General features: G+C 73.3%; 13 protein-coding genes. 4 read left to right on the plus strand and 9 right to left on the minus strand.

What is annotated here, in order from left to right; genetic code table 11:
- Window positions 1–151 precede the first annotated feature (151 nt).
- Window positions 152–1,363 carry a 4-hydroxybenzoate 3-monooxygenase gene (locus tag OG294_RS02935; RefSeq protein WP_327064780.1) on the plus strand — a complete coding sequence of 404 codons (1,212 nt, stop codon included), beginning with the start codon at window positions 152–154 and terminating at the stop codon, window positions 1,361–1,363.
- Between the two features lie 116 nt (window positions 1,364–1,479).
- The gene (locus OG294_RS02940; RefSeq protein ID WP_327064781.1) at window positions 1,480–3,240 is read left to right on the plus strand and encodes a methyltransferase; all 1,761 of its coding nucleotides are present in this window, start codon (window positions 1,480–1,482) and stop codon (window positions 3,238–3,240) included.
- Window positions 3,241–3,331: 91 nt separating this feature from the next.
- Here OG294_RS02940 and OG294_RS02945 read toward each other — a convergent pair whose 3' ends face one another.
- The 6 genes from OG294_RS02945 to OG294_RS02970 form a co-directional block, all read right to left on the minus strand.
- Window positions 3,332–3,973, minus strand: coding sequence for an HD domain-containing protein (locus OG294_RS02945; protein WP_327064782.1), 642 nt, complete (start codon window positions 3,971–3,973; stop codon window positions 3,332–3,334).
- Window positions 3,974–4,134: 161 nt separating this feature from the next.
- Window positions 4,135–5,712 carry an MFS transporter gene (locus OG294_RS02950; RefSeq protein WP_327064783.1) on the minus strand — a complete coding sequence of 526 codons (1,578 nt, stop codon included), beginning with the start codon at window positions 5,710–5,712 and terminating at the stop codon, window positions 4,135–4,137.
- Window positions 5,713–5,929: 217 nt separating this feature from the next.
- Window positions 5,930–6,415: a MarR family winged helix-turn-helix transcriptional regulator gene (locus OG294_RS02955; protein ID WP_327064784.1), complete on the minus strand. Its 486-nt coding sequence runs from the start codon at window positions 6,413–6,415 to the stop codon at window positions 5,930–5,932.
- Window positions 6,412–8,178 (minus strand): MFS transporter, encoded by a 1,767-nt coding sequence (locus tag OG294_RS02960; protein WP_327064785.1) that lies wholly within the window; start codon window positions 8,176–8,178, stop codon window positions 6,412–6,414. Before OG294_RS02960 ends, OG294_RS02955 begins: the two co-directional genes overlap by 4 nt.
- Before the next feature lie 150 nt (window positions 8,179–8,328).
- A complete protein-coding gene (locus tag OG294_RS02965) occupies window positions 8,329–9,177 on the minus strand; it encodes an SAM-dependent methyltransferase (RefSeq protein WP_327064786.1) in 849 nt (282 codons plus the stop codon).
- A 100-nt stretch (window positions 9,178–9,277) separates the two neighbouring features.
- Window positions 9,278–9,844, minus strand: coding sequence for a YbaK/EbsC family protein (locus tag OG294_RS02970; RefSeq protein WP_327064787.1), 567 nt, complete (start codon window positions 9,842–9,844; stop codon window positions 9,278–9,280).
- 95 nt (window positions 9,845–9,939) lie between these two features.
- Between OG294_RS02970 and OG294_RS02975 the strand changes: the two genes are divergently transcribed.
- Entirely contained in the window at window positions 9,940–11,523 is a 1,584-nt protein-coding gene (locus OG294_RS02975) for an FAD-dependent monooxygenase (RefSeq protein ID WP_327071428.1), read from the plus strand.
- A 48-nt stretch (window positions 11,524–11,571) separates the two neighbouring features.
- On the opposite strand, the gene OG294_RS02980 is transcribed toward OG294_RS02975, so the two are convergent.
- The 3 genes from OG294_RS02980 to OG294_RS02990 form a co-directional block, all read right to left on the minus strand.
- Window positions 11,572–12,258, minus strand: a complete 687-nt coding sequence (locus tag OG294_RS02980) for a response regulator transcription factor (protein WP_327064788.1) — start codon at window positions 12,256–12,258, stop codon at window positions 11,572–11,574.
- Window positions 12,255–13,463: a sensor histidine kinase gene (locus OG294_RS02985; RefSeq protein ID WP_327064789.1), complete on the minus strand. Its 1,209-nt coding sequence runs from the start codon at window positions 13,461–13,463 to the stop codon at window positions 12,255–12,257. Before OG294_RS02985 ends, OG294_RS02980 begins: the two co-directional genes overlap by 4 nt.
- Window positions 13,464–13,633: 170 nt before the next feature.
- Window positions 13,634–14,176, minus strand: a complete 543-nt coding sequence (locus OG294_RS02990) for a hypothetical protein (protein ID WP_327064790.1) — start codon at window positions 14,174–14,176, stop codon at window positions 13,634–13,636.
- Window positions 14,177–14,496: 320 nt separating this feature from the next.
- Here OG294_RS02990 and OG294_RS02995 point away from each other — a divergent pair, with 320 nt between their 5' ends.
- Window positions 14,497–15,045, plus strand: a complete 549-nt coding sequence (locus OG294_RS02995; RefSeq protein ID WP_327064791.1) for a hypothetical protein — start codon at window positions 14,497–14,499, stop codon at window positions 15,043–15,045.
- Window positions 15,046–15,051 lie beyond the last annotated feature (6 nt).

Here is a 15,051-nt window from a genome sequence, read left to right on the forward strand (position 1 = left end):
GCTGCCCCGGCTGAGATCAACAGCAGCCGCCCGGGCTAACCTCCGTCCCGGGAAGCCCAGTTCGATCCTGACCGACCATTCCGACCATGTCACATCCATACGGGTGAATCTCGGCATTTCGTGCATTTATCAGCGCTTACGATCGACTGCTATGACAGAAAGTCGAAGCAGTGCAGCGGCCGAGCACACGGCCGACGTGGTGATCCTGGGTGCCGGACCGGCCGGGCTGGTGCTCGCAAACCTGCTGCGGGCAGGCGGAGTCGACTGCGTCGTCCTGGAACGGGCCGACCGCGCGCACCTCGCGGCGCGGGCGCGCGCGGGGTTCCTGGCGGCGAACACGGTGCGGGTCCTGGAGCGGCACGGGCTGGCCGAGGGGCTGCGCTTACGCGGCCGGGAGCACGCCAGTTGCGAGTTCCGCACCGAGGACGGCCGGTTCCGGCTCGACTACGGCGGCCTCGGCCGCCAGGAGCCGCACACCGTCTATCCGCAACAGGACCTGGTGACGGATCTGCTGACCCGGTACCTGGCCGACGGCGGACGGGTGTGCTTCGGGACCGAGGCGCTGGCCGTGCAGGACGCGGGCAGCACACGGCCCACCGTCACGGCCCGCACGGCCGACGGCCGGCCGGTGACGTGGCGGGCCAGGTACGTGGCCGGCTGCGACGGGCGGCACGGTGCCGCGCGGCGGTCGCTGCCGCCCGGGGCGGTCCGCCGCTACCACCGCGACCACCAGGTCTCCTGGCTCGGCCTGCTCGCCGAGGCGCCGCCGAGCCTGGACGCGGTGGGCTATGCGGTGCACGAGCGCGGATTCGCCGGACACATGGCCCGCACCTCCGAGGTCACGCGCTACTACCTGCAGTGCGAGCGCGGGAGTTCGGCCGACGCGTGGCCCGAGGAGCGGATCTGGGACGAGCTGGCGATACGCCTGCGCAGCGCGGACTACGGCCCGCTGCACCAGGGCCCGATCATCCAGCGCACCGTCGTCGACCTGGAGTCCGACGTCCTCGAACCGCTGTGCCACGGTGCGCTGTTCCTCGCGGGGGACGCCGCCAGCCTGCTCAGCCCCTCCGCCGCCAAGGGGGCGAACCTCGCCGTGCTGGAGGCCGAACTCCTGGCCGACGCCCTGATCGACGCCCTCCGCCACGGCGACTGCGCAGGGCTCGCCCACTACTCGGCACGCTGCCTGGCCCACATCTGGCGCGCGCAGGAGTTCTCGCACTGGATGATCCGGCTGCTGCACACCGCACCCGAGGCGCACGAGGCGGCGTCGTTCGACAACTCCCTGCGGCGCTCCCGCCTCGCCTCCCTGCGCACCTCGCGCAGCCAGCAGGACTGGTTCGCCGAACAGTACGTCGGCGTGTGAGAACCGTCGGCGGCTGAACCACCGGCAGGTGGGAACCGTCGACCCATGAGAGCCCTGCCACCCAGCTACCGCATGCGAACTATGCTACCCCGCCAATGAATTGAGGATCCCCCACGATGGTGACGACGATCCCGAGCGAGCCGACGACGATCCCCGGTGACGCGGCGCGCTTAACTTCGGCCGTGGACTTCGTCCGGGAGCAGGACACCGCCACGCTGCTGCCGCTCCTGCTGCCCGGACTCGACGGCCCGGAGCTGCGGGCCCTGGTGGAGCGCTGCCGCTTCTCGCACGCGGCCCTGCTCCTCTTCCCCGCCGACCCGCAGGAGCTGCGCACCCGACTGGCCGACTGCGGACTGGATCCGGCGGTGCAACCGCAGCCCAGCGTCGTCGTCCGGGAGCGGCTGGCCGCCCGGCACCGGCGCGACGCCGCCGAGCTCGACGTCCACATCCTGCGGCCCCCGGTGCTCGGCCTGGACGGGGTGCAGCGCACGGTCGAGATCTTCACGCTGACCGTGCCGCCGGGATCGCCGCTGACCCCGATCGCCGAGCAGGAGCGCCGGTGGCAGCACGAGGCGCACCTCGCCTTCGACATCGAGCAGCCGGATCCGCTGGTGCTCCGCGGCCTGTGCGCGATCCTGGCGCGGCACGGCGCGCGCCCCGACGGCGGCGGCTACAACCGGCACGAGGACGGCACGGTGCTCTACTTCACCGCACCCGCCGACTCGAAGGCCGGGTACCGGCGGGTCGAGCTCTACCTGCACGGCGACCACCGCGACGTCCTCGCCTCCCATCTGGCGGAGTTCCGCGCGACCCAGCCCGCCGAAACGCTTCTTCGCCTGCTGACCGGGGCGTGGGCGACCCAGGCGCTGGCCGTCTTCGCCGAACTGCGGGTCCCCGACGCCTTGGACACCCGCACCGCGACCGGCGCCGAGGCGCTGGCCCGGGAGGTCGGCGCCGACCCGGAGAGCCTGGCGCGCCTGCTGCGCTACCTCACCATGCTGGGGGCGGTGACCGCGGACCACGACGGCTTCCGGCTCACCGAGCTGGGCGCGCTGCTCCGCGCGGACTCCGCCGGTTCGATGCGCCCGCTGGCCCTGATGTACGGCGGGCCGTTCTACCGGTCCTTCGCCCACCTCGCGCACACCGTGCGCACCGGGGAGACGGCCTTCGACCACCTCTTCGGCGAGAACCACTTCGACCACTTCGCCCGCGACCCCGAACTCGCCCCGCTCTTCGACCAGTCCATGGCCGCGAGTTCGCGGATGTTCGAGCCGCTGACCACCCACCCGGTGGTCACGGCCGCTAGCGCGGCGCCCGCTCCCGGGACCGTGGTCGACGTCGCGGGCGGCAACGGCGAACTGCTCGCCCGCCTGCTGACCGCGCACCCGCGTCTGAACGGTGTGCTGCTCGAACGCCCGCACGTGGTCGAGGCCGCTCGCCGCTCCCTGGCGGCGGCCGGCTGCGGCGAGCGGTGCGAGTACCTGGTCGGCGACTTCGCCGACGTACCGGCGGGCGGCGACCTGTACCTCCTCTCCCGGGTGCTGCACGACTGGGACGACGACCGCTGCCGCGAGATCCTGCGCCACCTCGCCCGTGCGATGCCGGCCCACGCCGACCTGCTCATCGTCGAGCGCGTGCTGCCCGCCGACGACTCGCCCTCACTGGCCGTCCCGTGGGACCTGCACATGATGTGCAACGTCGGAGGCCGCGAACGCCGCACCGACCACTACGCCCGGCTGCTCGCCGAGGCGGGGCTCACCCTGGTGGACCGGTCGCCGCTGCCGCTGGACGCCAGCGTGCTGCACGCCCGCAAGGCCGGCGACGAGACCGCCGAGGTGCCGCGCCAACTGCCGCTGCCCGGCGGCCGGGAGGCGTGAGCGCGGCAGCCTCCTGAGTCATCGGCCCCCGGTCACCGGCGGCCCGGCCGGTGCCGGGCCGCCGATCGGGTGAAGCCGTCCCGCCCGCCGCTCACTCCGGCCACGGCGAGTCGAGGATGGTGCGCACGAAGTCGCCGCGCTCGAAGCCGGGCACCCGGTGCGCCAGCACGTCCGCCTTGACGTTGCCGAAGGTGGTCTCCGGCTTGTGCCGCACTCCTTCGGTGAAGGCCGCGAGGATCTGCTCCTTGAAGCCCGGCCGCGGGTGCAGCGCGGTGACGGCCGCGCGGTCGGCCTCGCCGATGTCCGTGTAGCCGATGCCCAGCACGTCGTACTCGACGCCGGCAGTCACCAGCGCGACCTCGGGCTCCATGAACTGCGGGATCCCGGGCGTGGTGTGCAGCGCGATCGCGGTCCACACCCGGCGCACGCTGTCCTCGGGGACCCCGTGCCCCTGGAGGAACCGGCGCGCCTCGTCCGCGCCGTCCACCTCGAACCGCCGCCCGTCGGTGCGGAACCGCTCGCCGAGCCCGAGGTCGTGGAACATCGCGGCGATGTACAGCAGTTCGGGATCGTAGCTCAGGTCCCTGTTGTGGCCCTGCAGGGCTCCGAAGCAGTACACCCGGCGCGAGTGGTGGTAGATCAGATCACTCGTCGCCTCCCGCACCAGTTCGGTCGCCTCACGGGCGAGCTTGGTGTCCGGCACGCTCACCGGACCGACGGACAACGCATCCATGGCACCCGTCCCAGGTAGTCGCCAACCCATCACGTCGCCTCGGCGACACTCCCAGCTTCCCCCGGCCGCCGGAGCCCTGCCATGTCCAGCCGGCCATCACAGCCACACATCCGGACACGCGGCTGCCGGCCATCGGGTCGTCGACCGGGCCCTGCCCCGGCCTAGGATTTGTCCGGCTCGCGCCCGGCCGACAGGTCCGCCTGCTGCTCGGCGGCGGTCTCGGCCTGCACGCCCGCACGCAGGCCGACGATCGCCACCACGGCGGCCACGGCCATGATGACCGCCATCCAGTAGAAGACCGTCTGGGTGGCATGGGCGAAGTCGACCCGGAAGAACTGCGGGATGTTCGCGGCACCCCCGCTCCCGCTCCCGCCGCTCTGCGCCTGGACCTGGGAGAGGTGGGCGGCGGTGGAGACCGCCTGCGCGTGCGGCACGCCCTGGGCGACCAGGGAGTCGGTCAGCCGCGAGCGCAGTTCGGTGACCAGGACGGTGCCCAGCACGGCCAGTCCCAGACTCGCGGCGTAGTTGCGGACCGTCTGGGTGATGCCGGTCGCCTCGCCGTAGGACAGCCGCGAGGCGCGGTTGACCGCGTCCGTGCTGGCCGGGGTCAGCATGAAGCCCATGCCCGCGCCGGCCAGCACGATGTCCCACTGCTGCGCGCTGAAGCGCAGCGTGGTGGCGTCGCCCGCCCACAGGTAGAACCCGACCGCGGCCAGGACGCAGCCGATCACCACCGGCCGCTTCGCGCCGTCCCGGTCCAGCATCCGGCCACCGATCTGCGAGGCGATCACGAAGCCGATGAAGAAGTAGAGCAGGAAGATGCCGGCGTTCGAGGAGGAGTCGCCCAGCGCGATCTGCGCGTACTCACTGGAGAAGAAGAACACCGGGACGAAGACCAGCATCGAGATGCCCAGCACCAGGTTCTGCACGGAGAACGCGCGGATGCGGAAGATGTCCACCTGGATCAGCGGTGAGGCGGTGCGCTTCTCGACGAGCGCGAAGACGACCAGCAGCAGGACACCGGCCGCGATGCAGAGCCCGATCGCGGGGTTCGACCAGCCCCAGACCTGCGACTGCTGGAACCCGAAGACGCTCAGCGCGACACCGCTGGCGATCAGGGCCAGGCCCCGGTAGTCCATGGGCGCCGGCCGGCTCTCCGTGACCGGCTTGGAGATCGCGATCAGCAGCAGGGCGATCGCCGCCACCGGCAGGTTCACCCAGAAGATGGCCCGCCAGGTCCATTCGGTCAGATAGCCGCCGAGCACCGGTCCGATCGCCGTCAGCCCGCCCGCGATGCCGAAGAACAGGGCCAGCGCCCGCCCGCGCTCGCGCAGCGCGAAGTTCTGCACCACGATCGCCAGCGCCGCCGGGAACATGATGGCGCCACCGAAGCCCTGGACGGCGCGGAAGGCGACCAGCCACGCCTCGGCCAGGCTCCCGGTGGGGGTGAAGCCGCAGCAGGCCGAGGCGCCCGCGAAGATCAGCACCCCGAGCACCACCATCTTGCGGTGACCGACGGTGTCGGCGAGCCGGCCGCCGAAGGCGAAGAAGGCCGCCAGGGTGAGCAGGTAGGAGTTGACCGCCCACTGCACCCCGGTGCTCGTCAGCTTCAACTCGTGCTGGATGTTCGGGACGGCGATCGACACGATGGTCTGGTCGATGAAGGTCATCGCGACGGCGAAGATCATCGCCGCCAGCACCAGGTAGCGCGAGGATCCAGTGGCGGGAGCAGTGCTCACGGTTCGCTCTTCCCTCCGGGGTGCACCCGCCGCCGGCCGGCGGCGGGTCACCTGTGGGGCGGGCCCGTCCCGGGGGGAAGCGGGCACGGTTCCTGCCGTTCGTTCGGCGGCTCTCATGCTAGTGCCGCGTCAGGCAACCTTCACCCCGTCGCGAAGGCTGCCTGACGCGGCACTGGCGACGGGCCCAGGGCGACGCCTGACGGAGCATCGCGGGCGGTCACCTGTGCGGTGGGCCGGTCTCGGAGTCGTCGAGCAGCAGTTCCAGCAGCGGGAGCGCCGCCTCCAGCTCCCGGCACTGCCGCGGGGTGAGCCGCCCGCTGCGACGGGCCAGCAGGGCCGATCGCTCCTGCCGGATCCGGGTCAGCGCCGCCTCGCCGGCCGGGGTGAGCGTGAGCAGGTGGGAGCGGCCGTCCAGCGGGTCGGGGGTCTTGGCGATCAGTCCGTCGTCGGCCAGCGGGGCGATGGTGCGGACCATGGACGGGACGGCCACCCGTTCGCGTGCCGCGAGTTCGCCCAGGCGCAGCGGTCCGTGCTGCTCGACCCGGGCCAGCGCCGAGAGCTGGGCGAAGGTGAGGTCCTTGCCGCTCGCGGCCTGGGACATCTGCCGGTTGAGCCGCGCGATGACCAGGCGCAGCCGCACGACGGCCTCCTCGGACAGCGCGCCTTCGGCCCCGGCTCCGCCTTCGTCCCCGGCCCCGGTCATGGTGCACCGGTGCCCGCGGACGGCGCGCCCGCGCGCGGCCCGGTGCCCGCGGGCTTGCGCCGCTCCCGCATCAGCGAGGCGGCCGCCGCGACCAGGGCCATCGCGATCGCCAGCCAGAAGACCACCAGCAGGCCGTCGTGGAAGGGCCCCGAGATCAGCTGCGGGAAGAACTGCCGGCCGGTCAGCGTCTGCGCGTTGGCCGCCGGCAGCTGACCGAGCACGTGCGGGCCGAGCAGGTGCTGGACGGGGTTGTACCCGAGGAAGGCCGCGAAGAGCGTGCCGACCGGCGGCAGCGCGGCGATGGCGTGCGCGTCGCCCGCGGGCACGCCCTGTGCGGTGAGCCCGGCGCTGAGCGTGTGCGGCAGCGAGCCGGACAGGCCCGCCACCATCAGCGAGAAGAAGACGCCGATCGAGAGCACCATCCCGGCGTTCTGGAAGGTGGCGCGCATCCCCGAGGCGGCGCCGCGGGCCTCGGCGGGCACGCTGGACATGATCAGCGAGGTGTTCGGAGCAGCGAACAGGCCGCCTCCCAGGCCGTTGACGAACACCAGGAGGGCGAACCACAGGTAGCTGAAGTCGGTCGGCAGCAGGAGGAGCCCGCCGAAGGAGGCCGCCATCACCAGCAGCCCGCCGGAGGCGAACAGCCGCGCACCGGCACGGTCCGAGAGGTAGCCCGAGATCGGCCCGGCGGCCAGGAAGCCGAAGGTCAGCGGGGTCAGGTAGATGCCGGCCCAGAGCGGGGTGTCGGCATAGTCGTAGCCGTGCAGCGGCAGCCAGATGCCCTGCAGCCAGATGATCAGCATGAACTGCAGGCCGCCCCGGGCGATCGAGCCCAGCAGGGTGGCCGCGTTCCCGCCGGCGAAGACCGGGTCGCGGAAGAGCCGCAGCGGGAACATCGGCTCGGCCACCCGTGACTCGACCAGGCAGAAGACGGCCAGCAGGGCCACTCCGCCGCCCAGCCCGGCCAGCACCCACGGGTTGGTCCAGCCCATGGTGTGACCGCCGTACGGCTGAATGCCGTAGGTGATCGCGGCCAGCAGCGCGGTGAGGCCGACGGCGAAGGTGGCGTTGCCCCACCAGTCGATCCGGGCCGGGCGCCGCACCCCGGTGTCGTGCAGCGAGCGGTACGCCCAGACGGTGCCGAGCAGGCCGATCGGCACGTTGACCCAGAAGATCGACCGCCAGGCGACCTGGGCGAGCAACCCGCCCAGGACCAGGCCGATGAACGAACCGGCGATGCCCGCGACGACGTTCACCCCCAGCGCCATGCCGCGCCTCTCGGCCGGGAAGGCGTCGGTGATGATCGCCGCGGAGTTGGCCATCAGCATCGAGCCTCCCACGGCCTGCACCACCCGCCAGCCGATCAGCCACAGCGCGCCGGCACCGCCGTGCAGCGGGTCGAGCGCGAGGGCCACCGAGGTGAGCGTGAAGATCAGGAAGCCCGCGTTGTAGATCCGTACCCGCCCGCGGATGTCGCCCAGCCGGCCGAGGGTGACGACCAGGACGGCGGTGATCAGCATGTAGCCCATCAGCATCCACAGCAGGTAGCTGACGTTGCCGGGCTTCAGCGGGTCCAGGCCGATGCCGTTGAAGATCGCGGGCAGCGAGATGAGGACGATCGAGGCGTTGACGGTGGCGATCAGCGTGCCGAGGGTCGTGTTGGAGAGTGCGACCCACTTGTAATGGGGGTGGTCAGGGCCCGCGGTCCACCGGGAGGGTCCCGTGCGCCCGGTCCTGCCACCGTGCGCCGCTCCGACCGTCATCGCTGCCTCCTGGAGAGGGGTCGGCCGTGGCCGCTGTCCGGAGTACTTCGATAGCTCTCGTCAACTAACGATAGTCCGATTTTCAGACCGATAGAAGGGCTCGACGGAGACCCGCGCTGGTGACCGGCCGCCGACGGCCGGTCCCGCCCTTCACCGGTCGTCGCGGCCGTGGAAGATCCCCCAGCTCAGCCGGCCCTGCCGGCAGGCCGCCACCCACAGCGGCAGGTTCTCCAGCAGGCCCTCCAGGTAGGCCGGTCCGACGAGTTCGCGCAGCTGGTCGGCGCTTCGCCTGGTCTCCTCCACCAACCGGACGTAGTGGGTGAGCAGTTGCTCGCTGTGGTCGTCGAAGTCGACCCGGATCGGCCCGGCTTCGGCGAACTGCTTCAGGTAGTACCCGGGCGTGGCCAGGCCGGTGACCTCCAGGCGCGCGATCACCGACCGCAGCGACTCGGGTGCGACGCCGTCGGCGGCCATCACATCGGTGAAGACCACTTCTCCCCCGGGCCGCAGCACCCGGGCCACCTCGCCGAGCAGCCGGTCGCGGTCGGGGCTGTGGCAGAAGGCCTCCTGCGACCAGACGACGTCGAAGTGGCCGTCGGGGAAGGGGATGTCCTGGAAGGAGCCGGTGACGACCTCGATCGACCGGTCGAGCCCCTGCTGCGCATTGGCCGCCCGGTGGCGCTCGTTCTGCGACTCGCTGATGTTGAGCGCGACCACCCGGCACCCGAACCGCTCGACCAGGTAGCGGGTCGCGCCACCGTAGCCGGACCCGAGATCCAGCACCGTGGTCCCGGGACGGCCGAGCCGCTCGGCGATCTTCGAGGCCGCCCGCTCCACGGTGCGTCGGGAGGCCGTCGCGATCGGCTCGCCCGCGTCGAGGTAGCTGCCGGTGTGGATGTCCTGCCCGCCCCACACCGTGCGGTAGAAGCCGTCGACCTCGGCGCTTCCGTAGTACCGGCGCGCCGTCTCGACCGCGTCCGCGGTACCGCCCTCGGCCATGACCTGCTCCCTCTGTCGCTCCGCTGTCGGCTGATGACTCTACGTCAGGAGGGTGTGCCGGGACCGCCGTTGCGCGCCGCCCGCCCAGAAGGCGGGCGCCTCAGGACTTCGCCAGGCCCGTGACGACCTCGGCGCCCGGCAGGAGGGCGAGCGCCGCGCCCGGCAGGATCAGCTTGCCCCGGCGCCGGCCGCTGCCGACCAGCACGTGCGGGGCGGCGGCGACCGCCGCGTCGATCAACAGCGGCCAGCCGCACGGAAGTCCGACCGGGGTGATGCCGCCGTACTCCATGCCGCTCTCGGTGACGGCGGTGTCCATGGGCGCGAACGAGGCCTTCCGGGCCTCAAGGCGCTTGCGCACCACCGCGTTCACGTCGACCTGCGAGTCGGCCAGCACGAGGCAGGCGGCGAACGTGGTCGTCCCGGCCCGCTTGGCCGCGACCACGACGCAGTTGGCGGAGACGTCCGCCGCCACGTCGTAGGCCTGGCAGAAGACCGCCGTGTCGGCCTTGTCGGGCTCGGAGTCCACATACAGCACCGCTTGCGCCGCCTCCTGCTCGCGCCACCCTCGCAGTGCCTCGGCCACCGGGCGGGCGAGCTGGTCAGCGACGTCGAGCGCGCGGTGGGCCGCGGTGAAGTTCCCGAACGGGGGGCGCAGCAGATCGGTCATGGCGCGAGCCTATCGCCCCCCTCGACTTGACACGAACGCCGTTCGTTTATAGAACAGTGTTCGTGACGATTTCTGTGAACCAGGACATGCAGAACATGGACGTGACCGTGGTGGGAGCCGGGCCGGTGGGCCTCGTGCTCGCCGCGGAGCTGGCGCTCGCCGGGGCGACGGTGCAGGTGCTCGAGCGGCTCGCCGAGCCGAGCGAGGGGATGAAGGCCGGGGCGATCAACGTGCCGACGGCCGAGGCGCTCGACCGCCGCGGCCTGCTGCCGGCCGCCGAGCAGGTGCAGCGCGAGCTGCTCGAACGGATGGGGTCGTTCACCCGCGTACCCGCCGACCAGCAGCGCGGCGACCAGCCGTCCGGCGACGGACGGCGAGCACCCGACACGCGCTTCACCGGCCACTTCGCGGGGATGGTCCTCGATGCCGACCTGGTGGACTGGTCCGACCCCGACCTCGCCGCCCACACCGCGGTCGACGGCGCGCGGCTGGTGCCGCAGCGCGAGCTGGAGGAGCTGCTGGCCGGCCACCTCGCGCGGCTCGGCGTCCCGGTGCACCGCGGGGTGGAGGTCACCGCGCTCCAGGACACCGGCGAGGGCGTGCTCGTCGGCACCACGGCCGGCCCGGTGCGCACCGGGTGGCTGGTCGGGTGCGACGGCGGGCGCAGCACCGTGCGCCGCCTGGCGGGCATCGACTTCCCCGGCACCGACCCCGAGCTGACCGGGCACCTGGCGGTCGCCGGGATCGCCGATCCGGAGAAGCTCGCGGACGGCTGGACGTGGTCGCCGCTGGGTGCCTACCGCTACGGGCCACAGCCCGGACGGGTGGTCACCGTGGAGTTCGGCAGGGCGCCCGCCGACCGCTCGGCACCGGTCACCCTGGAGGAGGTGCAGAGCAGTCTGCGCCGGGTCTCGGGCACGGACGTCACACTGACCGCACTGCGCGCCCCGGCGACCCGCTGGAGCGACAACGCCCGCCAGGCCGCCTCCTACCGGTCCGGGCGGGTGCTGCTGGCCGGCGACGCCGCGCACGTGCACTCGCCGTTCGGCGGCCAGGGGCTCAACCTCGGGGTCGGCGACGCGATGAACCTCGGGTGGAAGCTCGCTGCCGTGATCGCCGGCTGGGCGCCCGAAGGACTGCTCGACAGCTACGACGCCGAGCGCCGCCCGCTGGGCGCCTGGGTGCTGGACTGGACGCGGGCCCAGATCGGGGTGCTGCGCGGGGACGCCAAGTCGGCCGCGCTGCGGGAGGTCGTCGCCGAGCTGCTGGGCACCCGGGCGGGCACGACCTACGCCGTCAAGAAGATCTCCGGTGTCACCCAGCGCATCGACCTGCCCGGCGACCACCCGCTGATCGGGCGCCTGGTGCCCGACCTGTGGCTGCGGGACGGCTCCCGGCTGGCCGACCACGGCCACGGCGGCGGATTCCTGCTGCTCGACCGCACCGCGGACGGCGCCTTCGCCCGCCTCGCCACCGCCTGGGACGGCCGGGTGACCAGCGTGACCGACGGCCACGCGACGCCTGCCGGGGTGCTGGTCCGCCCGGACGGGGTGGCCGCCTGGGCCTGCGACACCGCCGACGGCGCCGCCGTCAGCGGCCTCGAAGCCGCCCTGCACCGATGGGCCGGCGCGCCGTCGTCCTCCACCTCGTCCGCACCCCGGCACGACTCGGTGGGCTGACCGGGATCCCGCCGATCGCCGTGCCCGGTCAGGTCAGGTCAGGTCCCGTCAGGCGAGGCCGTGGCGGTGGGCGTAGCCGATCGCGGCGGCGCGGTCGCGCGAGGAGGTCTTGGTGAAGATCCGGTTGATGTGGGTCTTCACGGTGTTGCTGCTCAGGTAGAGGCGGGTGGCGATCTCCGGGTTGGTGAGGCCCTGGGCGATCAGCCGCAGGATCTCCGCCTCGCGCTGGGTGAGGCCGTCGGGCAGCGGCTCCTCGGGGCGGCCGTGCTCCGGCGCCGGGTCGGCGACGCGCGCCCCGCTGGCGGCGAGCAGGGTGGCCTGGGCGCGCGGGTCGAGGACGGCCAGACCGCCGGCGGCGGCGTGCAGGGCGCGGGCGATGTCGGTGCGGTCCGCGTCCTTGGTCAGGTAGCTGCGGGCGCCGGCGCGCAGCGCGTCCAGGATCGAGGTGTCGTCGGCGTAGGTGGTCAGGATCACCACTGCGGTGCCCGGGTGCTCGGCGGTCAGCCGGCGGGTGGCCGCGATGCCGTCCAGCACCGGCATGCCGAGGTCCAGCAGGATGGCGTCGGGCCGGTGCTCGGCCACCAGCTCCAGGGCCTGGGCGCCGTCGGCGGCCGAGCCCACCACGTCGATGTCGGGCAGGGTGCCGAGCAGCAGGACCAACCCCTCGCGGATGCTGGCCTGGTCGTCGGCGACGACGACCCGCAGCGGGACCGGTGGGGTGGCGTCGGTGCTCATCGGGTGGGGCGCTCCGTATCTGCTCGGGTGGACGGACCCTGGTTCGGGCCGACGGGTACCTCGGCCGTCACGGTCCAGCCGTCGGAGTCCCGACCGGCCGTCAGAGTGCCGTGGGCCAGCAGCAGTCGCTCCCGCATGCCGGTCAGACCGTATCCCATGTCGGCGGTGCTCAGCGGGGCCGCGGCAGCGCCGCCCCCGGCCGCCGGGCCGACCGGATTGGCGACGCTCAGCCGCAGCCGCTCGGGGCGGTGCACGAGCGTGATCGTGACCGGCTGCCCCGGGGCGTGCTTGGCGCAGTTGACCAGGGCCTCGCGGGCGGTGCGCAGCAGGGCGACCGTGGCCTCCGGGGAGAGGGCCACCGGCGGGCCGGTGACCTGGCAGTCCACCGGGACGCGGTGGCGCTCGCGGTGCTCGGCCGCCGACTCGGCCAGCTCCTCGCCCAGCGGGCGGGTGTCGGTGCGCAGCGCTTGGACCGCGCGGCGGGTCTCCACCAGGCCGTCGCCGGCCATCCGCTGGGCGGTGGCCAGCACCTCCAGGGCGCGCTGCGGATCCTGACCGTCGCTCAGCAGGGCCCGGGCCGCCTGGATCTGGATGCCCAGGGCGCCGAGCGAGTGCGCCAGCACGTCGTGGATCTCGCGTGCGATCCGGGTCCGCTCGTCCAGCACGTCGGCTCGGCGCTGCTCGGCGCGCAGTTGCTGGTACTGCTCCAGAAGGGCGGCGGACTGCTCGGCCTGCACCCGGTAGGCCAGCCGGTTGCGGCCGGTGACCAGCCCGACCACGAGCAGCAGCGGCAGCCCGACCAGGGTGCCGATGCCCTGGTCGAAGAGCACCCCGCCGACCTCGATGGCCAGCAGCGACACCGCGCCGACCGTGAGCGCCGGGGTGAGCGGCAGGTCGGTGCCGGCCGCGATCAGGGCCACCGCGGCGTAGGCGATCAGGCTCGTACCGCCGCCCGCCGCGGCGGCCCCGAAGCCGGCCGCCGCGGCGGTCAGCGTGAGGGCCGCGGCGAGCGCGCGGGGGTGGCGGCGCTCCGGGGCAGGACCCAGGTCGATCACCGCCCAGGCGGCCACCCCCACCCCGATCAGCGCGTAGGCGACGGTCTGGGCGGTGGCGCCCCGGTGTCCGGCGGGCGGCTCCAGGAAGGTGAGCAGGCCGATCAGGACGTAGCCGATGACCCGGACGCACCAGACAGCTGCTCGCAACATGAGCCGAGTATCGCCGAGCAGCCGGGCCCGGAGGGAGCCGGTCGGCACGACGGCGGGCGCGGGAGGGGTGGCGGCGGGGCGGGTGGCGGCGGGATGGGTGGCGGAGGGGCAGGTGGTGGAGGGATGGGTGGGTGCGAGGTGGACGGGTGGCGCGGGGACCACCGCGTCCGTCATCGCCGGCCCCCGCTGCGGCCCGCGCCGCCGGAGCGGAAGGCGCCCGCGAGGAAGGTCGAGCCGTCCTTCTCGGCGGCGAACGGCACCCCGGCCGCGACGGCCCGCGGCAGGATCACGGCGGCCTGCGCCAGCCGGTTCAGGCCCAGGCTGAAGAGCAGCGTCGAGGAGGAGGCGGCGACGTGCGCACCCATCGCGCCCGCCAGCACCACCACCAGCACCCGCCACGCCACCAGGCCGCCCCACAGCCACAGACCGCGCAGCGGCAGCCGGGCCCACAGCACGCCGCCTCGGGACTCCAGCCGGGTCATCGCCCCGAAGGCGAGGCCGATCGCGACCGAGCCCGCCGCGCCGACCACCAGGCAGGTGACGTCGACCGGCTTCAGGTGCCCGCCGCCGGTGTGCAGATCGGTGAAGCCGATCACGGTGAGCACCGCGGGCAGCAGCACGGTGCGCTTGCCCCGCAGGTACTGGCCCCTGACCTGTTGGAAGACGATCACGGCGATGATCCCGACCACCGCCAGGATTTCGATGCCGGACATCTCGGACTCCTTCTCGGGCGACGCGTTCTGGGGCTACGCGTTCTCGGGTTGCGCACTCCAGGGCCCGTCCGGCCCTTGGTGCGATGCCACCGAAGCTACGGACGGCGCCGGTACCACCGCGTCACCCCAGGAGGTGGCCCGCGGGGTGATCCGCGGCCGTGCCCCTCACCCCGGGGCGCTACCGGACGGCGCGAGCACGGTCACCCCCGAGGTCACCCCCCGCTGCGATCCGCCGACGGGGTGCGCGCGGCCATCGTGGAGTCCGTTCGAACCGCTCCCGAACCGCTCCCCGAACCACTCCCGATCCGCCGGAGGACCCGATGTTCAGCGAACTGACCCAGGCCATGATCATCAACGGCGCGGTCCTGACCGCCACCCTGCACAGTGACCTCGGACGCGCCCGCAAGATCGGCCCGATGCGCGTCCTGCGCCCGCTCGGCATCGCCGCGGGCGTGATCCCGCTCTTCCTCGACCCGATCGTCACCCACGGCGCCGGGCTCGCCGTCGAACTGGCGGGCGTCGCGGTCGGGTTGCTGGCCGGCCTGGGCGCACTGGCCCTGCTGCACGTCTACCGCAGCCCGCGGACCGACCGGCCGGTGAGCCGGGCCGGATGGGGCTACGCGCTGCTCTGGACGACCGTGGTCGGCGTCCGGGCCGCCTTCTCCTACGGCTCCGCCCACTGGTTCCCCGACCAGCTGGCGAGCTGGTGCCAGGCGCACCAGGTCTCCGGAGCCGCCATCACCAACGCGCTGATCTTCATGGCCGTCGTGATGCTGACGGTGCGCACCGGCGGCCTGACCCTGCGGGCGCTGCGGCTGCCGGCCGTGGAGCCCGGGCGGGCGACCGGCCCCGCCCTGGCCCGTAGGTGACCGGCA

Origin of the sequence: Kitasatospora sp. NBC_01302 (assembly GCF_035976515.1) — a bacterium.
Taxonomy (GTDB): Bacteria; Actinomycetota; Actinomycetes; order Streptomycetales; family Streptomycetaceae; genus Kitasatospora.